At 69.1% G+C, this 17,774-nt stretch carries 21 protein-coding genes; all 21 read right to left on the bottom strand.

Annotated elements, in window-relative coordinates; genetic code table 11:
- Positions 1 to 343 (bottom strand): hypothetical protein (locus Q4A22_RS11295; RefSeq protein ID WP_303179539.1); only part of this gene is annotated, 343 nt, incomplete at its 3' end.
- Positions 336 to 836 (bottom strand): hypothetical protein, encoded by a 501-nt coding sequence (locus Q4A22_RS11290; RefSeq protein ID WP_303179538.1) that lies wholly within the window; start codon positions 834 to 836, stop codon positions 336 to 338. The genes Q4A22_RS11290 and Q4A22_RS11295, both read right to left, overlap by 8 nt.
- The gene (locus Q4A22_RS11285) at positions 833 to 982 is read right to left on the bottom strand and encodes a hypothetical protein (RefSeq protein WP_303179536.1); all 150 of its coding nucleotides are present in this window, start codon (positions 980 to 982) and stop codon (positions 833 to 835) included. The genes Q4A22_RS11290 and Q4A22_RS11285 overlap by 4 nt, the downstream gene beginning before the upstream one ends.
- Positions 966 to 1,106, bottom strand: a complete 141-nt coding sequence (locus tag Q4A22_RS11280; RefSeq protein WP_303179534.1) for a hypothetical protein — start codon at positions 1,104 to 1,106, stop codon at positions 966 to 968. Before Q4A22_RS11280 ends, Q4A22_RS11285 begins: the two co-directional genes overlap by 17 nt.
- 13 nt (positions 1,107 to 1,119) lie before the next feature.
- On the bottom strand, positions 1,120 to 2,325 hold the full coding sequence (locus tag Q4A22_RS11275) for a hypothetical protein (protein WP_303179532.1): 1,206 nt from the start codon (positions 2,323 to 2,325) through the stop codon (positions 1,120 to 1,122).
- A 9-nt stretch (positions 2,326 to 2,334) separates the two neighbouring features.
- Positions 2,335 to 3,456: a hypothetical protein gene (locus tag Q4A22_RS11270; RefSeq protein WP_303179530.1), complete on the bottom strand. Its 1,122-nt coding sequence runs from the start codon at positions 3,454 to 3,456 to the stop codon at positions 2,335 to 2,337.
- Positions 3,453 to 4,355 (bottom strand): hypothetical protein, encoded by a 903-nt coding sequence (locus tag Q4A22_RS11265; protein ID WP_303179529.1) that lies wholly within the window; start codon positions 4,353 to 4,355, stop codon positions 3,453 to 3,455. The genes Q4A22_RS11270 and Q4A22_RS11265 overlap by 4 nt, the downstream gene beginning before the upstream one ends.
- Positions 4,356 to 4,363: 8 nt before the next feature.
- On the bottom strand, positions 4,364 to 5,227 hold the full coding sequence (locus tag Q4A22_RS11260; protein WP_303179527.1) for a phage tail domain-containing protein: 864 nt from the start codon (positions 5,225 to 5,227) through the stop codon (positions 4,364 to 4,366).
- On the bottom strand, positions 5,227 to 10,218 hold the full coding sequence (locus Q4A22_RS11255; protein WP_303179526.1) for a tape measure protein: 4,992 nt from the start codon (positions 10,216 to 10,218) through the stop codon (positions 5,227 to 5,229). The genes Q4A22_RS11260 and Q4A22_RS11255 overlap by 1 nt, the downstream gene beginning before the upstream one ends.
- A gap of 69 nt (positions 10,219 to 10,287) precedes the next feature.
- Complete coding sequence (locus Q4A22_RS11250) at positions 10,288 to 10,611, bottom strand: hypothetical protein (RefSeq protein WP_303179524.1); 324 nt, start codon at positions 10,609 to 10,611, stop codon at positions 10,288 to 10,290.
- An 83-nt stretch (positions 10,612 to 10,694) separates the two neighbouring features.
- Positions 10,695 to 11,084: a hypothetical protein gene (locus Q4A22_RS11245; RefSeq protein ID WP_303179522.1), complete on the bottom strand. Its 390-nt coding sequence runs from the start codon at positions 11,082 to 11,084 to the stop codon at positions 10,695 to 10,697.
- A gap of 114 nt (positions 11,085 to 11,198) precedes the next feature.
- Positions 11,199 to 11,786, bottom strand: coding sequence for a hypothetical protein (locus Q4A22_RS11240; protein ID WP_303179520.1), 588 nt, complete (start codon positions 11,784 to 11,786; stop codon positions 11,199 to 11,201).
- Positions 11,786 to 11,992 carry a hypothetical protein gene (locus Q4A22_RS11235; RefSeq protein WP_303179518.1) on the bottom strand — a complete coding sequence of 69 codons (207 nt, stop codon included), beginning with the start codon at positions 11,990 to 11,992 and terminating at the stop codon, positions 11,786 to 11,788. The genes Q4A22_RS11240 and Q4A22_RS11235 overlap by 1 nt, the downstream gene beginning before the upstream one ends.
- A gap of 10 nt (positions 11,993 to 12,002) precedes the next feature.
- Positions 12,003 to 12,380: a hypothetical protein gene (locus Q4A22_RS11230; RefSeq protein ID WP_303179516.1), complete on the bottom strand. Its 378-nt coding sequence runs from the start codon at positions 12,378 to 12,380 to the stop codon at positions 12,003 to 12,005.
- Complete coding sequence (locus tag Q4A22_RS11225; RefSeq protein WP_303179514.1) at positions 12,377 to 12,658, bottom strand: hypothetical protein; 282 nt, start codon at positions 12,656 to 12,658, stop codon at positions 12,377 to 12,379. Before Q4A22_RS11225 ends, Q4A22_RS11230 begins: the two co-directional genes overlap by 4 nt.
- Positions 12,658 to 13,023 carry a hypothetical protein gene (locus tag Q4A22_RS11220; protein WP_303179513.1) on the bottom strand — a complete coding sequence of 122 codons (366 nt, stop codon included), beginning with the start codon at positions 13,021 to 13,023 and terminating at the stop codon, positions 12,658 to 12,660. The genes Q4A22_RS11225 and Q4A22_RS11220 overlap by 1 nt, the downstream gene beginning before the upstream one ends.
- On the bottom strand, positions 13,020 to 13,520 hold the full coding sequence (locus Q4A22_RS11215; protein ID WP_303179511.1) for a hypothetical protein: 501 nt from the start codon (positions 13,518 to 13,520) through the stop codon (positions 13,020 to 13,022). Before Q4A22_RS11215 ends, Q4A22_RS11220 begins: the two co-directional genes overlap by 4 nt.
- Positions 13,520 to 13,756, bottom strand: coding sequence for a hypothetical protein (locus tag Q4A22_RS11210; protein WP_303179510.1), 237 nt, complete (start codon positions 13,754 to 13,756; stop codon positions 13,520 to 13,522). Before Q4A22_RS11210 ends, Q4A22_RS11215 begins: the two co-directional genes overlap by 1 nt.
- Positions 13,757 to 13,835: 79 nt before the next feature.
- Positions 13,836 to 15,029 carry a phage major capsid protein gene (locus Q4A22_RS11205; protein ID WP_303179508.1) on the bottom strand — a complete coding sequence of 398 codons (1,194 nt, stop codon included), beginning with the start codon at positions 15,027 to 15,029 and terminating at the stop codon, positions 13,836 to 13,838.
- Between the two features lie 12 nt (positions 15,030 to 15,041).
- Positions 15,042 to 15,767: an HK97 family phage prohead protease gene (locus Q4A22_RS11200; RefSeq protein WP_303179507.1), complete on the bottom strand. Its 726-nt coding sequence runs from the start codon at positions 15,765 to 15,767 to the stop codon at positions 15,042 to 15,044.
- Positions 15,764 to 17,758, bottom strand: coding sequence for a phage portal protein (locus Q4A22_RS11195; protein WP_303179505.1), 1,995 nt, complete (start codon positions 17,756 to 17,758; stop codon positions 15,764 to 15,766). Before Q4A22_RS11195 ends, Q4A22_RS11200 begins: the two co-directional genes overlap by 4 nt.
- Positions 17,759 to 17,774: the final 16 nt, after the last annotated feature.

The following is a 17,774-nucleotide window of genomic DNA, read 5'->3' as shown; positions in this document are numbered from 1 at the left end:
GGATGTCGCGGCCCCACCCGACGAGGACTTCCACGGCCTGGCGGAGCAGGCCCAGCTCCCGGCGGTCTTCCTCCCGGTCGACCTGCAGCTCCTGCACCTGGCGTTCCAGGCGCAACCGGGCCTTGAACTCCTTGTCCGCGTTGGACCTTGTCTGCCGCAGTTCCTCCTGGACTTCGTTGAGCAGCGCCAGGGTCATCTGCTGGGAGGTGTGCGCAGCCACGGTCTCCGCGTCCGACTTTTGGATCGGCGGGTCCTTCTTGGGGAGCAGGGCGGACAGGAACGGCCACAGCCCACCACCGGCGAGGAGCGCGACGACGATCGCGACGATGCTGTCTTCACTCATGACGCGGGACCACCTCCTGCTCGCCGGTGGCGGCGGCCCTGATCTCGCGGAGGCGGGCGCGGGTGCGGCGGGCCATGAGGTGCAGGGCGGTGACGCGGGTCGCGGCGATGACCACGAAGATCACCCCGGTGCCCCACGCGAACTGGGAGCCGGGGAAGTTCTGGATGACAACGACGGCGTAGGACGCCCACCCGGCGGCTATGAGCACCCACCCGGCTTGTTCGGTGCTCCACGCCCTGGACCTGTTCTCCCAGTCGTTGAGCAGGCCCACGGTGGCGGAGAGGCCCCCGCCAATGAGGGCGACGGCAAGCGCGGCCGCTGTCCACCCGGGCAGGCGCCCCAGGGACGGGGAGGGGGTGAACTCGGGGAGCAGTGGGGACACGGCGAGCATGGCGCCCGCGAGCACGGACCACATGGCCACCCAGATCATGGGGTGTGTCAGGGCCCGCTCCCACCAGGTGGGTGGGTCGTGGGAGGGGATGAACGCGCTCACTCGGCCGCCCCCTCAGCGGTGCGAGTGGCGGCCTCGTAGCGGACCTGCCACTCCAGGGCCGCGAGCTCCGCCTGGGCTTTCTGGGCGGAGAGGGTGCTGATGATGCGCTGGTAGTCCTGCGGGGTGAGGTCAGGCGTCTGCGTCATGGGTGGGTCCTTCCGTGTCGTCCTTCTCGCTGAACATCTCCCCGTCGATCCAGGTGCCGAAGTCGAGGACTTCGGCGCCGCCTGCGGATCCACCGGCTGTCCAGTCGTTGCTGTGCTCGGCCATGGTGCTGCCTCCCTTACCACGTCATATCTGTCACGAACGTTGCGATTTTCACGATCACCGTTCCCGAGGCCTTGCCGCTGGACTTGTTCACGACGTTGACCGTGATCGCCGTCTGCGTCTGGGACACGATGGTCGCCATGACGTCGGCGCCGGTTGCGGACTCCACGGACATCACGGGGATGCGGGTGGTGTCCGCGACGGTGGGGAACGGGGAGGAGTACGCGACGCGGATGGTCGCGTAGGCGTTGGGCCCGAGGCCGGCGGCGTTCTGCAGGACCACGAACTTCAGCGGGTCCGTGTTGCCCGCCCACACACCCTGGAACGCGAACGTCCCCCGTGTGGGGAACAGCCGCAGCGATGGGTTTGATGGGTTGCTGGAGTAGTCCCTGATTGCGGTCAGTGTCAGCGCGGCGTCCGTCTTGCCGGCGACCGCTGCGTCGTAGTAGATCGTGCCGTGGTCAAGGCCGCCGCTGTTGCCGTATAGGTCCATGAACGCGGTGGTGTTCACCGCGTTGATCTTGATGCGCGCCCCGGTGGTCCCAGTCTGGAACGTGCCCTGCACGAGGTTGTCCGCCCCATTCAGGCGAATGGTCTGCTGTCCTGTGTCGTCCCACGCCCGGATGCCCGCGTTGTCGATCTTCACCCCACGGTTCGCGGCCGTGTCTGTCTGCAGCTTCCCCGAGGTGATGATGCGGGCCGCGAGGTCCGCAATGTTCGCCTTCTGGGAGATCAGCTCCGAGGTGACCAGGCCCTCCAGCACCGTGGCCCGGTTGAGGATCGCCTCCTCCGTGACCACCAACTTCTTCGTCTCCGAGGTCATCGACTTCACGATGGCCGCGGCCATCTCCCCGGTGACGTTCAGCGCCGGGGTGTCGACGGTGCCGTTGAGGATGATGTGCCCGTCGATCTTCTCGATCTCCCCGGCCGCGACCCGCCCGATCCGGTCCTGCGCGTCCGCGAGGGTCTGCTCGGTCTGCGCGAGCGTGGCCCGGGTCTGGTCGATCAGCGCCGCCCCCTCCTGGATCCGGGTGTCCCACGTGTTCGCGGTCTCCCAGTCCCAGAAGATCTCCGCCCCGCCCTCCGGGGGGACCAGCTGCAGGCCCTCACCGGGCTGGACGGTCTTCACCCCGTGGGCGACGGTGGCCCCGGACTGGACGTCATTGCGCAGCTGACGCAGCGTGTCCGCCAGCGCCGGCTTCAAGTTCTGCCGCTGTGGCATGTCCGCCTCCTAGATCAGATCGGCCGGGGCGTACCACTGGCCCTGCTGCAGCTCGACCTTCACCATGTCCGTGAGGTCCCCGGAGGCCTTGATGATGTCCATGTCGTGTGCCCCGCCGGGGATCGACCACCAGTCGTCGGTGAGGACCACGGTCACCGTGTCGCCCACATGCCAGGTGCCCCACGGGGACGCCTCGTGCGCGGCGTACACCGTCACCGAGAGCTGGTCGACCATCCGCCGGGAGTCCGCGAGCTCGCCCAAGCACTTCTGCCGGATCGGCTCGGCCTTGGCCTGGTCCTGGTCGGAGATCACCGACTCCAGCGCCGGCCACCCTTCCCGGATCAGGGCCAGGGACTCGGCCTGCGTGCGGGTGGTCTTCTCGCCCTCCCCGGCGCCGGTGCCGAACACGCGGGTGACGATCTGGGTACCGTCCGAGGTGACGGAGGGGCTGGTGACGTGGGTGGCCGCGGCGGTGGTGTCCCACACCATCGTCGTGTCCTGGGCGATCGTGGGGTCCCAGGACGTGCCGTGCACGAAGGCCCACCGCACCCGGGTCATGTCTTCGTCGGCCCACTCGGGCCGGAACATCATGTCCGGCCCGTTGATCACGTTCGTGAGCTCCGTGAGCCGCTTCTCGCAGTTGTTGTTCGCCAGGTTCCACGCCTCGTAGGTGCGCTCGTTCAGCGTGGACTTCGACTCGTACGGGGAGCCGTGCACGACCGGCAGGCCCCCGGCGGGGCGGTCCATCCCCGCCTGGACGACCTCCCAGGCGATCGTGCCCAGCGACAGGCCGCGCAGCGTGTAGTTCTTCTCGAGGTGGCGCTTGGTGAACATCTCGCGCATCCCGCGCCAGTCCAGGGTGATGCTGTGCTCGTCCTCGGCCGGCCAAGAGACGATGGGCCCGCCGCACACCGGGATCACCCGCCCGTCCGGGGTGACGTAGGAGAAAAGCACCGAGGCCCACCACGGGGACAGGCGCCGCCGGTCGATGTCCGCGACGTCGTCCTTGGAGACCTTCACGGACCCGGAGTCGGCCTTGTTCAGCTCGATCGCCCACGTCCCGGACTCCGGTGACAGCGTGCGGCCCACCTGCCCGGTGACGGTCTCCACGAGGTTCACCTGCCAGCTCACACCGACACCCCCGCGTCGTAGACCGTCAGCGCGTCCCCGGGGAACTTGTCCGTGCCGCCCCACCGCACCACCCAGCACGTGTTGCCGGTCATGTCCCCGTCGTCGGCCCACTGGGAGACCACGTGCGCGGTGTGCGCCCCGCGGGCGACCTTGTGCATCGACTCGACCTGCACGGTCGTCCACCGCCGGTCGATACCGACCTCGAAGGTCTTCACGAGCTCGTCGTCGATGAACAGGCTGTACCGCAGCGAGCCCGCGGTGCCGGCGACCGTGCCGATGGACGACACCCCGGAGGCGTTCGTGCGCCCGGCGGTGATCGAGAGCTTCACGTTCACCCCGCGGTCGGTGTCCACCGTGAACCGCTGGGAGCACTTCTTGTACTTCGTGCCCTTCTTCCGCACGTCCCCGCCCTGGTCCACCGCCACCGACAGGCTGCCGAGCGTGGACTGGGAGTGCATCGCGTACTGCCGATCCCACACCCGGGTGCAGGACGAGGTCTTCGTGGTCCCAGCCGGGACGAGGATCTTGTCCAGCACCACCCGGCCCGCCGGCACTGTGCCCGTGGTCATCACCACCGAGGCGGCCTTCGAGGTGGCCGTGTCGGCCTGCTCCACGTAGAAGGAGACGGTCACGTCCCCGGTGGCCGGGGGCGGATCGAGGGTGATGGTCTGCCGGTACACCGGCACCAGCACGCTGCCGCGGTTGTTCCATTTCATCACCACGGCGCCGTCGTACACGTCGACCTTCAGGTCCGAGCGCAGCCCGATGTACGCGCCGGTGAGGATCCCGGCGTTCTGGTACTGCGCGTCGATGATCAGCTGCATGTCCTGCGGGGTGGTGGCGTCGATGATGACGCCGTTCTCGTCGCGCAGGTCGGGGATGCCCCAGGCTGTGGACATGAGTCCTCCTAGATGTAGGTCGATTGAAGGGTGATGTCCGCCCACCCGGTGGACGGGGCGAACTGCTCGGCGCGCACGGTGATCGCGCCCCGCGGGGGCACCTTGAACCACTGGCGGCGCGTGAGCCGGTGCGTCTGGTCCGCGCCGCGCACCGACACGGACCCGGCGCGCATGTCCACCACCACCGGGGACTGGTCGTAGACCGCGTGCGGATACTCGACCGCGTGGCGGCCGTCCGTGAGCCTGAACCCGTTCGGCCAGGAGCCCTGGACCCGGACCGTGGGGTACGCATCCGCGTTCCCCTCGTTCACGATCCGCGCTGAGGTGTTGCGGCCCTCGTGCCACTCCACCCCGCCGCCAGGAAACACCCCGTTCGCCCAGGAGAACCCCACACCCGCCCCGGGCGGGGACACCTGGGCGGTGACCGGCGGAGCGTACAGGAACGGATCCGGGGCCGTGAGCGGGACCTCCAGGTCGATCCACTCGAACCCCTTGGTCGCGTGCTTGACCTCCCCGTCCAGGCGCACCCGGGTGGACAGCTCGAGCCCCTCCACCGTGTAGGTCAGCGTCCCGAACTGCCCGTCCCAGAGGATCCCGGACACGTAGCGGTCCGCGAGGTCCCGCCACTCCTCCTGCCGGAAGTACAGCGACCCCGAGAGGGTCAGGTCACGGCCCGTGCGCACCGCGGTGCGCGGGAACAGGCCGTGACCCAGGGTCCTCTGGGGCATGTCGCCGCTGACCCCGACTCCGCCGTACCAGCCGGTGAGGTTCGTGAGCCAGTGCTCCTCGTCCGAGTCGTTCTCCCGGTTCGAGAGGCGCAGCACCTGGTCCGCCCACTCGAGCGTCACGAGACGGTCGCTGTACTCGTGCATCACACACCTGCTCTCATCAGCTCGAACGCGAGCGCCTCGGATGCCCGCCGGCCGATGTGGTCGGGGTCGTCCGCGGTGCCCTCGAAGTGGAAGTGGTTCTCCATGGGGCCGCGGGCGCCGTCCGTGCGCACCGACTCGGCCAGTGCGTGGAAGTCCGCGAACTGGCCGTTCGTGAGCACCGCATCGGGCTTGGACTCGCGGTGGTGCACGAGCATCGGGTCCGTGGTCTTCCGCAGCCAGCCGCCACCGTCGAAGATGTGGCTGGTGAGGTTCTCCGGGAGGATGCCGCCGAGCGCGTAGCCGTGGCCCTTACCGATGGCGCCCAGCATGCCCTCGACGCCGAACTTCCCCTTGGCGTAGCGCATGCCGGCGACGAGGTTGGCGAGCGGGTCGAACTGGTTGTTCGGCAGCGACGGGTCCCGACTCGCGGCGAACGTCGAGCCGATGACCTGCACGAGGCCCTTGCCGAGGTCGCCCGTGGCGTTGTTCACGTCCCCGATGGCGCCCTGGACCGCGTTGGGGTCACCGCCGGACTCGGTGTCGATCTGCTTGACCCACGCGTCCTGATACGGCTTCGTGGCGGGCAGGCCGGCCTTCTTGAGCGCCTCGATCACCGTGTCGCGCCAGGACTCCGCGGACTGGCCGGAGGCCACCTCGGAGTCCCCGCCGTCGAACGGGTTGATGACGGACGCCGCCCAGGATTTGAACGCCTCCCAGGTGTGCTTGGCCGCACCCACCATGAGGTCCTTGGCGAACCCGGCGCCGGGGATCTTCTCGAGCAGCTTGTCGAACCCGATCAGGTCCAGCAGGCCGGAGAGGATCCCGCCGCCCCCGCCTCCGCCCGGGTCGTCATACTTCTTGACGCCCTTGCCCGGCTCGCCGTAGATCTCCGCCAGCTTCGCGTAGTCCGTGGACGAGGGCCAGTAGCCGCCGTTCATGCCCGCGGACATGATCGAGCCCGTGGCCCCGTACCCGCCGGGCGGGTGGTTCAGGGACAGGACGTGGCCGATCTCGTGGGCGATGGTGCCGCGCACGGCGTCCTTGCCCACAGCGGACGGGCCGCCCGGGGTGATCGTGATCCGCCCGTCCGAGGTTGCGTAACCCCACGGGCCGCCGCCGCCGCCGGAGATCGACTGCACGCCGGGACCACCGGAGCCCATGCGGATGTCCAGCGCGGAGCGGCCCATCCAGGCCCGCGCCGCGGACTCGAAGCTCACGCCCGCCAGGGACCCGCGGGGCACCATGAAGTAGCCCAGCTGCGAGGCCCGCGCCTGGTTCGAGGACCACAGCCCGCCGGACGGGCCGCCCGGGGGTCCCACGGCGAACCGCTTGTCGTTGTCCTTCGGGAACGTCTCGATGGACGGCTTGTGATCGTCCAGCCAGGACTGGGCACCGGACACGCCGCCGTTGTTCGCGGCCGCATTCATCCCGTGGATCCAGGAGGGCCCGAGAGCGCGGGTGGCCTCGGGCACGAGGATGCCCTCACCGCCCCGCAGGGGCTGCACCCCACCGCCGGCGACCGGAGCGAGGTGGTCGTCCACCTTGCGTCGCTGGTAGCCGGGGACGACACCGCCGCGGGCGAGGCCCTTGTAGTGGATCTCGTCGATCGTGCCGATGCCGAACTTGCTCGCGACCTTGTTGAAGTTCTTGATGAACCCGCCGTTGATGACGGTGTTGATCACGAAGTCCACGGGCTTGTCCACGATGGACTTGACCGCGTTCCAGGCGCGGCTGATGCCGTCCTTCGCTGCGTTCCACGCGTTGACCACGTTGGTGCGCAGGAAGTTGATCATTGGCTGCAGGATCGACCCACGCACGAAGTTCCATGTGCTCGAAACGGACCTGCTGATGCCACTCCACACCTGGGCGACGATCGTGGACACCCAGCGCCACGCCGAGGTGAGCGCCCCGCGCAGGAAGTTGATCAGCGGGGTCAGGACGGCGTCTCGCACCCAGGACCAGGCCGAGGACACAGCGCCACGGATCGCGCCCCAGACCTGGGACACGATGCTCCGCAGCCACGTCCATGCGCTGGTCAGCGGCCCACGGACGAAGTTGATCAGCGGGGTGAGAACCGCATCCCGGACCCACGACCAGGCCGAGGAGACCGCAGTCCTGATGGCACCCCACACCTGGGCCACGACGTTGCGGATCCAGTTCCACGCCGCGGTCAGGGGGCCGCGCACGAAGTTCATGAGCGGCGTCAGGACTGCGTCGCGGATCCAGGACCAGGCGGCGCTGATCACGTTGCGGATAGCGGTCCACGCGGGCTGGATGGCGTTGACGTAGAGCCAGTTCCACACGGGCCCGAGCACGTTCTGCACGAACCACGTCAGGCCCTGCCAGATCGTCAGGATGACGGCGACCACCGCGGCGATGAAGACCTTGATGCCGTTCCAGATCGGCTGCACCACGTTCACGTACAGCCAGGAGAACGCCAGCCCGAGGGCGGCCATGGCTGCCTGCACCCAGGGCACCACGATGGTGGTGATCCAGGTGATCACGTTGCTGATTGCACCCTGGATCCACGTCCACACGGGCTGCACGACGCCTGTCCACAGCCACGAGAAGAACGCGCCGATGGCTTGCAGAGCGAGGCCCATGGCGGGCACCGCGACCGTGGTCAGCCAGGTGATGGCCGCACCGATAAGGGTGAGGATCCCGGACGCCAGCGCCGCGACGACGGTCACCACGAACTGCAGCACCGGGATGAGCAGGGACAGCAGGGTGGTGATCAGCGGCATGATCGCGGTGAGCAGTGCACCCACGACCTGGACCACGAGCCCGAAGATCTGCACGAGCGGGGGCAACAGGGTCGTGATGAGCTGCACGATGACCGGAACCAGCTGGGTCAGGAGGGTCGACACCAGCGGCAGGATCGCCACGAGCAGCTGCGCCACGGTCTGCACGACCAGCTGGAACAGCCCCACGAGCAGCGGCAGGACGGTCTGGGCGATCATGGTGAACACGGGTGCGAGCTGGCCCGCGACCTGCGCAACGAGGCCCATGACCGTGGTGGCCAGCGCCCCCAGCGTGCCCTGGAGCTCGGAGGACGACGCGATCGCCGCCCCGACGATGGTGATGATCAGCCCCACAGGGCCCGACAGGAAGGTCAGGGCTCTAGTGAGAATCCCGGCCCCCGATGTGACCTGCGCGAGAGCGCCACCAATGATGGGCAGCTTTCCCAGCACGCTGGAAATGAGGGAACCAATTCCGCTGGAGACAATCGCCCCAAGCTTCGCTGCAAGCAGACCAGCTGCGCCCGCGATGCCAGCGAGCGCCGGGGCGGGGATCGCGCCGACCACGCCCGCGACCGTGTCGCGGAAGGATGCCGCCTTGTCGCTGATCACCTGGAATGCGGTTGCGACGAGACTGCCGGGCTGAACCATGGCCACCAGGGCGCCTGCGACGGTGGCCGCGACGGGCTTGACCACCTTGCCCAGGTTGTCGAACGCGTCGGTGAGGCCGAGCGCCAGATTCTGGATGATCGGCATGAACGGGGTGATGACGTTCGCCCCGAACCGGCTGATGGCTGTTGACAGGTTCGACAGCGCCCCGGAGGTGGTCTTGCCCATGGCGACGGCGGAGCCACCCACCCCGGCCCGCATGGCGGACTCGAAGGTGTCGAAGTCGATCTGGCCCTTCTCGACCATCTTGGAGACGTCCTGGGTGGTCACCCCCAGCTGGTCCGAGAGGAACTTGAGGACGGGCACACCGCGGGAGGACAGCTGGAGCAGGTCGTCGCCCTGGAGCTTGCCGCGGGCGAGCACGGAGTTGAAGATCGTGCCGGCGTCCTGCATGGAGATCCCCGCGATGCCGGCGGTGTCGTTGATGGTGCGGAGCACGCGCTCGAGGTCTTCGCCGGGGGCGACACCCGAGGCCACGGCTGCGGCGGCCACGGTCGCGGACTCGTTCAGGGCTGCGGAGGTGCCCTTCACGGCGGCGTTGGCGTTCTCCATGATCTTCTCGACGTCCTGGGTGGAGTTCCCCAGGCCGATGAGCTTTGCCTGTGCCTGCTCGATCTGCACGGCACGGTTGAAGCCGCCCGCGGCCGCGATCGCGCCGATCGCTCCCACGACCGTGGTCCCGGCGGTAACGGCGGCGCCGCCGAGGCCGGCGATCTGCGAGCCCACAGTCTGGACGCGCTCCGAGATGGGGGCGAACGCCTGGGAAACGGAGGACCCGAAGGTGGAGAACGAGGACCGGACCCCGCCCACGACGGTGGTCACCCCGGACATGGCCGAGGAAACCCCGGCTGCGACGGTGCGGCTCATGCCCACCGCGGAGCGGCCGACCGCGACGGCGCTGTCCGAGACCCGCCGCACGGCCCCGCCGATGGTGCCGAGCGTGCCGGTGAGCGAGGACGATGCCGCGGACGCATCACGGAACCCCGAGACGAGGTTGCGGCCGGGCAGGGCCGCCGTGTCGGCGACCTTGCGGACCATCCCGCCGATCGTTCCCATGGTGCCGGTGAACGAGGAGCCCGCGGCCTTGGCGTCGTTGAAGCCCGCGACGAGGTTCTTCCCCGGCAGGACCGCGGCGTCGGCGACCTTCCGGACGGCTCCGCCCACGGTGCCCACGTAGCCGGTGAACGAGGAGGCTGCCGCCTTCGCGTCGCTGAACCCTGCACGGAAGTTGTTGCCCATGGTCAGCGCGTTCTCGGCGACCTTGCGGGCCGCACCGCCGGCGGTGCCCATCTTGCCCGTGAACGACGAAGCGGCGGCCTCGGCGCTGCGGAACCCGTCCGTGAACCGGGACACCGCGGACACGGCCGGGGCCATGGCCTTGGCGAGGTCCGAGCCGAGGGTGCGGGTGGAGCTGCTCAGCCCACCCAGGGCGCCGCTGATCTCCTGGGACAGGGACTGCCCGGCCAGCCGCCCGACCTTCTCGGTGGCCTTCGTGACCTCCGGGGCCATCTCCTTGTAGATCTGGCCGCTGATGCCCTTGGTAGTGGGGACGATGGCCACGTACAGGGTTCCGAGATTCGCCACCTGCACCACCTCCGGGTATGACGAAGGAGGGGCGAACACGTGTGCGTTCGCCCCTCCTGCCGTGCTTCTCTATTCGGTTTGCTGCGCCGCGACCATCGCCGCGTTGTCGCGCTTCCAGGCCGCTGCGCGCTTCTTCCAGTCGGCCGCGGCCTTGGCCTTCTCCTGCTTCTCCACCAGCCACCCCTTGGGCGGCTGTGGGGCCTCCGGCGCGGAGCCCTTCTTGCCCGTGTGCACCCACCAGATCTGGCGGACCAGGTGGGAGTGGGAGAGCTGGGCGACGACCTCATCGGTCCACGCCCACGCCCCGCCCACGGCCCGGGACACCCGGCACCCCTGGGGGAGCTGCAGAAGGAGTTCGGCGACCTCGCGGGCTGGCATCTCGCGGGTGGCCATGAGCTGACGGAAGTTCAGCCCGTAGAACTGGCGGAAGTCCCCGGCGATCTCCGCGGGGATCTCCTCCGCCAGCCTGGCCAGGGTCAGGAGTTTCCCAGGCCACCAGCTTCCAGGGCCACGGGGATGAACCCAGCCAGGGTCTCGGGATCGACCTTCCCGCGGGAGTTGCGGCACGCGTTCATCAGCACCGGGAAGTCGCCGGGGGCGGTGATCATCCGCACCAGGTTCCCGAGGCCGGACGCGGCGCCCTCCTCGAGCTTGCCGATCGCGTCGAGCAGCTCGAAGTCCGTGGCGGGGTCCAGGTCGGCCTGCACACGGATCGTCGCGCCCTTGTACTCGGTGGGCACGAAGCCGTCAGTGTCGGGCTTGGGCTTCTTCGCCTTGTGGTCCTGCGGCTGCTTCGTGGCCGCGGTGCGGGCGGACTCAGCCTTGCGGCGCTCGAGCTTCTCGGTGGGGGTTTCTTCGGTGGCCATGGTGAGCCCCTTTCGTGTGGCGGGTGGTGGTGTGGTGGGTGGGTCATGCGGGGGTGGGGGTGCTGCCGGCCGTCACCCACCACGAGGACGACCGGCAGCACGTTCGTGCGCGGACTACGCGTCCGCGGGCACCGCGTCCAGGTAGGCCTTGGAGTTGGTGAGCATGTACATCTCGCCGGTGATGTCGCCGGTCATGGTGTAGCCGGTGAGCTCGGAGTTGGTGTGCGAGATGTCCTCGCGCTCACCGATCTCCAGGCGGGAGATCACCAGGGCCTTGGAGACGTCGCCGTCGTTGAGGACGACGATGGCCTTCTTCGCGACCGTGCCGATGCCCTTGGGGAAGTCCACGCGGGCGAGGTCGGTGCCCACCTTGGTGGGAGCGCCGTGGTCGAAGAACATGCCGGTGACGAGCGGGGACTCCTCGATCGCGCCGATCGTCAGCGACCGCTCGGTGGCGGTGACCTTGGAGCGGACCATGGCCGCGCCCTGGTGGGCCTTGAACTTCTCCACGTCGGTGGAAACGGCCAGGGGGATGCCGTCCTCGTTCAGCCAGCCGACGTTGGTGTAGTCGTCGCCGAGGGGCTTGAGGAGGTCCGCCGCGGTGGTGAAGACCGGGTCCGGGGTGCCGATGTCCGCGATGTAGATCGCGTCGTACTGCGATCCGTAGACCCGGACGTTGTCAGTGTTCGTGGCGTTGACCATTACTTGCCGCCTTCCTTGTTCGCCGGGTCAGCCTTTGACGCCGGAGTGGGTGTGGACTTCTGGGCCTGGCGGGGTGCCTCCACGGCCAGGCCGTCGCGGATGAGGGAGCTGGCCACGGCTGGGTGGACCTCGTAGGACTTGCCCTGCTCGTAGACCTGGTCGCCGTCAGTCCATCGGGTCGAGAACTTGACCTTCACGTCTGCCATGTCGTGCCTTTCATCTGGTGCGCTGCTGCGCGGTGAGACTGGTGGTGTAGCGGAACCACCCTTCGGTGCCGGTGTCCAGAGACACCGGCGGGTGGTCCTCGCGGATCTCCCGTAGCCCCCGGGTGAAGGAGGCTGCTTCGAGAGCGTTGGTGGCCCGGAGCATCAGCTGCAGGGCCGCCGTCTTCGTCCGCGCCCAGGCCTCCAGCTCGACGGCGGCGGTCTCCGTGACGAGGTTCTGGTGCTCGCCGCCGTTGAGGAACAGCACCAGGAACTCGGGGCTGTTCGGGAACGTGGCCGGACGCTTCACCCCGGCCGTGAGGCCCGCGGCGGTGAGCGCGTCCACGAACACGCCTTCGGCCAGGGCGCGGTGGCGGGCCGGGGGGATCACCGGGCGCCTCCGCGGGCGCGGGTCAGCGCACGGGCTTTGACCTCCGCCTGGTACGCGGCGTGGTTCTGCGCGGCGACGTGTACGCGCTGGCGGTCGCGGCCCACGAACCCGCGCACGTTGAACTCGGCACCGTCGAAGCCGGAGGCGTTCGCGGTGGCCGCGGCGTTCGCGGCGACGTCGTCCCCGATCTCCTTGAGGTGCGCCCCGATCGCCGGGTCCTTGAGCAGCTCGGCCACGCCCTGCGGGTCCAGCTCGAACTGCATGCGTGTCGTTGCCATCAGCCCTCCAATCGGGTGAGCCCCACGCGCTGGAACGATTCGGCCGGGTCGACGGGGTCGACCATCACCCGCGGGCGGCCGTGGACCTGCAGTCCGCTGACCGTGCCGGTGACCGGGGGAGCGGTGTACGTGAACTCGACCCGGTCGTTCGGTTTCATGGCCGGAGCCAGCGGCGCCCACAGGGTGTAGGCGGTCTCCACAGAGTCGGCGCGCTCGAACGTCTCGGTCGTCGCCCCGTCCTGCACGTGGCATGGGCCGGAGAACTCGATGCGTTCGGGGTGCTCCCAGTCCACGAACTCGCTGCCCATGTCGTTGACGACGCGGGGCCGGAGGATCACGGCGGTCGCGTTCGGGAGGAGGATCACGGGGTCGCCTCCAGCCGGTACGGGGCGAGCGCCTCACGTTCCGAGGCGAACAGGCGCACCCCGCGCTCATCCAGGCCGCCGTACGAGACGGATACGTCGCCGATCTGCTTGCGGGTCACCCCGGCCGGCATGTTCGTGGAGCGGTCTCGGATGCTCGCCACGAGGGCGCCGATGTCCGTGGTGTCCTCGAAGCCGTGCTTTGCGGTCACCTCGATGGCCCCGAACTCCCGGGGTGCGGGGGAGGGCAGCTGCAGCAGCCCGTGCGTGGACCAGTGCACCTGCTCCACCGGCACCTCCCGGCCCGCCACTCGGACGCTGAGGACATCGTCCAGCGCGAGAGTGGGGAGCTTCACCACGGAGGACCCGTACCCGTCGAGGCGGAACGTTTCCTCGATGAGCGGGGCGACGTGCCACCCGCAGTACCGGCGCACGGCCTGCTCGGCAGCCTCCTCGAGGTCCACGGTGGCGCCGGCGGCGGTCATCCGTGGGTACTTCATCACTTGCCGCCGCGGGGCTTGTGTCCGGGGCGGCGGGCGACCTCGGGGGCAGCGGCGTCGTCCGTGACCTCCACGGTGCGTTCCTCGTGGTCGACGGCCACGGCCTTGTTCGCCGGGGTGCGAGCCTTGTTCTCGGGGGCACGGGACTTGAGACCCAGGGCCTCCGCGTCGCGGTCGGAGAGGTCCACCGACACGGAGACTTCCTGCTGGCCGAGGGGCAGTTCGTAGGACTTCATGGGTGCTCCTTGCTCGGGGGTGCCCCACGGCCGTGTGACCCTAACTGTGGTCACACGGCCGTGAGGGGGCACCAGGGGGTTACGCGGACTTCACCGACACCTTGGCGAACGCCGCGGGGCGCTGCACCATCAGGCCGGCGCGCTCCTCGGCGCGGAACGTCACCTTGTTCTGGGTGAAGTTGCGGTCGTGCTGGTCGGAGGCTGCGACCACGATGCCGCCCTTGCGGAGGATCGCCGCCTGCCGGAAGTCGCCGACCAGGGGAGCGCCCTGCTTGGCGTTCGGGGTGACCACGGTCTGCAGGCCCCACAGGGGCGGGGCGAACTGCAGGGTGCCGTTGCCGTATGGGGCGTAGAACGGCCCACCGCCCATGTACTGGCCGTTGCCGTCCTTGTCGAGGCGGGCGTTCTCGTAGTCGATCGGGTGGATGACCAGCCCGGTCGGCACCAGCTTCGACTGGGTGCGGATCGCGGTCGTGGACCGGTAGATGGCGTCCACCAGGTTCGTACCCGCGTCGCCCTGCACGTTCAGCACGCCGGACATGTGGTAGAGCCCGTCGAAGTTGTCGCCCGCGCCGTCGCCGTTGAGGATCTGGTCCTCTTCCTCGAGGATGAGGTCGCGGACCAGGAAGGAGTTGATGAGGGACACCAGGAACGGTGCGTCCTCGGTCATCTCCGTGGTCACGTCGGTGACACCGGCGATCTTCGACAGGCCGGAGGTGACCTGCTCGAACTTGTAGCGCACGTACGGCTTCTCCGTGCCCTCCGGGGTGATGCCGGGCCCGCCCTCGGTGGAGCCGGGGACCTGCCGGAAGTACTTCAGCACCGGGTTCGACATGGCCGCGTTGGTCATGAGGTTCGCCACGGTGGGAGCAGGGCGCACCTCCTCGATGACCTGCTGGGTCACGTCCTCGAAGGCCAGGCCCTCCAGGGTGTGCGCGGTGTTCGCGGCCTTGAACTCGGGGGCCTCGACGCCGCCGGACTTGATGCGGCGGGCCAGGGCGCTCAGGTCGCCGGCCTTCGTCAGGAACGCCTCACCCAGGGACTTCACGGCGGGCCCACGCGAGAACGTGGTGCCCTCACCCTCGGTGACCCCGGAGTTCAGGGCGTCCAGGAGGTCCTGGGCGGACTTCGCGGAGTCCATCTGGGTCTTGGCGGTCTTGAGCTCGTCGCCGATGGCCACGAGGCGGGACTTCTGCTCGTCCGTGGCCGTGCCCTTGTTGAATGCGTCCACAAGGCTCTTCGCTTCGGCCTTGAGTTCCTCAAACTTGTCCACTGGTCTGTCCTTTCAGTTCGTGGAGTCGTCGGTCAGGTACTCACTGAGACCGATCGCGGCGGCTGCGTACTGCGCGTCGTCGGACTTAACGCCAGCAGCGCCCTCATCCTCCGAACCAGCACGACTAGCGGCGGCTGTATCTTCGTGAGTTTCGGTGCTCGCGTGCTTCGCGAGCGCCCGGCCCACCGCGTCCTCGACGGCGGACGCGATGGCGTCCACGGTGAGCGCGGGGTCGGGAATCGTGGGGGTGGACTTGATGGCCACCAGGCGGGTCGCGGGGTTCGCGCCGAGGATCGTCATGGACGCCTCCAGGAGGTCGACGTCCTTGACATAGCGGACGTGCTCGCCGTTCTTCTCGCCGTCCTCGGCGTCACGGACGATGAACCCGAAGGAGAACTCGCGGACCCGGCCGGACTTGAGCAGCTTGTACGCCTGCCGGGACTGGTCGGTGTCCAGGTCGAATTGGCCGCGCACGAGCAGTCCCTCGTCGGTCTCCTTGGCCTCGTGGATCCCGGCCACGTAGGACATGGGGTCGTTCGAGGCGTGGGACCAGAGGAACGGGATCTCCCCGCCGTTCTCGCGCCACTCGGCCAGGGTGCGCTCGAACGCGCCCTTGACCATGACGTCCCCGTAGGAGTCGATGTTGCCGAACGCGGAGACGACGGCCTCGAACGTGCCGTCCTCGTCGTTGCGGGACTTCACCGCGATCCCGCGGGAGCGGGTCTCGATGTCGGTCATGATGGTTCCTCCGTTGTGATCTCGACGCCGCACTGGCAGTTGGCAACCTCGGAGACGGGCAGGGACTTCGAGTCGCCGGGCCACTCGGAGCCGTTGCTGAACTTCTCGTTGATGCCCACGGTCTGGCCGTTCATGGCCGCGTGCGTGTGCCGGGGGTTGTTCGATCGGACCACCCACGTCTTGGTGGTGTTCCGGCCCGAGCGGTGCACCTGTCGTCCCGCCTCGACCGCGGCGAACCCGGCGAGCGCGGCCGCGATGGACGCGCCCCACATGGCGCCGCGGGACTCGCGGAGCTCGGTGAACACGTCCTCGGGGGTCTTGCCCTCCGGGGCGGTGCCCTCGACCACGGCCTCGAGTGCCTGGCGGGTGCCCTCGTTGAGCATGTGCGCCCGGGTCTCCGCGACGGCGGTGAGGAACGCGACCGTGGCCTGCAGGTCGTAGTCCCCGTCGTAACCCAGCTGCGCGGCTGTCTTCGCCCCGATCTGGGCGGTGACGACCTTGGAGAGGGTCAGGAGGTCCGCAGACAGCTCCCGGTCCCACCGCTCACCGTCCCACCAGGGCGTGTCAGCCTTGGAGTTCAGGGCGGCGACCACGGCAGCCTGCTGGCGGCGGCTGTGCGACTCGATGAGGTCCTGGATCCGTCCGGGCTGGGTGCCCTCCGGCTCGGCCTTCACCGACGCGGTCGCGGACTTCGCCTCCACGGCCGCGGACTTCCCGCCCGCGGGGTCCTCATCGGGTACGTCCGTGGCGCCGAGCGCGGCCATGTTCAGCGGCTGCAGTACCTGGTCCCCGTTGGGCACAGGCTTGAGGTTCTGGGTGGCGCGGGCCTCGTTCACCGTCATCCACGCACCGGAGCCCGTGGCCGTGGACAGCACGTCCGCTTCTTCCTCGAAGGAACCGCGGAGCTTCTCCTTGACGTTGAACTCGAAGTACGAGCCGTCCTCCATGCCCAGCATCGGCAGGAGCCGGGTGTTCAGGTGGTCCTCGACCATGCGCAGCAGGGGCCCCAGGGTCTCCCCGTACAGCGACTTCCGGAACTCGCGCATGTTCGCGTACGTCACGCCACCGGTCTCACCCAGCATCGCCGGGTTCACGTGGTAGGTACGGGCCACCGTCGCCAGGGACAGCTGTGCGGCTTCGACGTACTGCTGCTCTTTCGAGTTCAGCGCGCCGGCCTCGATCTTCATGCCGTCCTCGAGGAGCGGCATCCCGCCGGACTGCACGCCGCCGGAGCGGAACTCGCGCATGTCCTGCTTGAAGCGGGCCAGGGCTTCCTTCGACCAGCCGGGCGCGCCGGAGGGTCGGGAGATGTACGAGGAGATCAGCCCGCCGTTGCGCCACACCGACAGGCGGTACGCCTGCGCGGCGACCTGCTCGGTGAGCGTGTCCCGCAGCGCGTCGATCGGGGAGGAGCCCTTGTGCCCGTACGCGGGGGAGTACCCGCGGAAGTGGATCAGGTTCTCGGCGGGGATCCGCACGGTCTTCCCGTCCAGGCGCACGTCCACGGACAGGGTGCCGTTCCACTCGGAGCCGTGGCGTTCCACGACGTCGGCCACCGGGAGCGGGCGGATCGAGAGGATGCCGGGGGCGTTGAACACCACCCAGAACGCCTCGTCGTAGAGGTCCATGTCCGCGACCAGGCTGTACATCAGCTGGTAGCCGGTCTGCGCCGGGTTCGGGTTCGCGAGCACCCGGGCGGCCGCCGACGTGCGGTCCCGCTCGCGGCCCTGCTCGACCGGCCGGAACACGTGCAGCCCCAGCTGGGCGACGTTGCGCGCCCGGAAGTCCACCACGGCCCGCAGGTTCGGCTGCGTTCGGTGCAGGTCCGCCGGGGTGAACCGGGAGAGCTTGTCGATCAGCGCACGCGTCTCCCGGCCCGACAGCGTCGACCCGGGGGCCACCTCCACGGACGGGGCCATGCTCATCCGCACCGACTCGATCCGGTCACCGAGACCACCGAAGGCCCCGGACAGGGCATCAACCACTCCCATGTGCACCCCCTTCCAG

It is taken from the genome of Kocuria sp. (genome assembly GCF_030530945.1).
GTDB lineage: Bacteria > Actinomycetota > Actinomycetes > Actinomycetales > Micrococcaceae > Kocuria.
This window is presented reverse-complemented; position numbering and strand designations above follow the sequence as displayed.

Excerpts from the sequence above, each read along its gene's own strand:
- Q4A22_RS11280 (WP_303179534.1), bottom strand. The coding sequence starts at position 1,106 with ATGGCCGAGCACAGCAACGACTGGACAGCCGGTGGATCCGCAGGCGGC.
- Q4A22_RS11200 (WP_303179507.1), bottom strand. The coding sequence starts at position 15,767 with ATGACCGACATCGAGACCCGCTCCCGCGGGATCGCGGTGAAGTCCCGC.
- Q4A22_RS11215 (WP_303179511.1), bottom strand. The coding sequence starts at position 13,520 with ATGAAGTACCCACGGATGACCGCCGCCGGCGCCACCGTGGACCTCGAG.
- Q4A22_RS11225 (WP_303179514.1), bottom strand. The coding sequence starts at position 12,658 with ATGGCAACGACACGCATGCAGTTCGAGCTGGACCCGCAGGGCGTGGCC.
- Q4A22_RS11195 (WP_303179505.1), bottom strand. The coding sequence starts at position 17,758 with ATGGGAGTGGTTGATGCCCTGTCCGGGGCCTTCGGTGGTCTCGGTGAC.
- Q4A22_RS11275 (WP_303179532.1), bottom strand. The coding sequence starts at position 2,325 with ATGCCACAGCGGCAGAACTTGAAGCCGGCGCTGGCGGACACGCTGCGT.
- Q4A22_RS11240 (WP_303179520.1), bottom strand. The coding sequence starts at position 11,786 with ATGGTCAACGCCACGAACACTGACAACGTCCGGGTCTACGGATCGCAG.
- Q4A22_RS11245 (WP_303179522.1), bottom strand. The coding sequence starts at position 11,084 with ATGGCCACCGAAGAAACCCCCACCGAGAAGCTCGAGCGCCGCAAGGCT.
- Q4A22_RS11210 (WP_303179510.1), bottom strand. The coding sequence starts at position 13,756 with ATGAAGTCCTACGAACTGCCCCTCGGCCAGCAGGAAGTCTCCGTGTCG.
- Q4A22_RS11265 (WP_303179529.1), bottom strand. The coding sequence starts at position 4,355 with ATGTCCACAGCCTGGGGCATCCCCGACCTGCGCGACGAGAACGGCGTC.
- Q4A22_RS11235 (WP_303179518.1), bottom strand. The coding sequence starts at position 11,992 with ATGGCAGACGTGAAGGTCAAGTTCTCGACCCGATGGACTGACGGCGAC.
- Q4A22_RS11285 (WP_303179536.1), bottom strand. The coding sequence starts at position 982 with ATGACGCAGACGCCTGACCTCACCCCGCAGGACTACCAGCGCATCATC.
- Q4A22_RS11250 (WP_303179524.1), bottom strand. The coding sequence starts at position 10,611 with ATGGCCACCCGCGAGATGCCAGCCCGCGAGGTCGCCGAACTCCTTCTG.
- Q4A22_RS11260 (WP_303179527.1), bottom strand. The coding sequence starts at position 5,227 with ATGCACGAGTACAGCGACCGTCTCGTGACGCTCGAGTGGGCGGACCAG.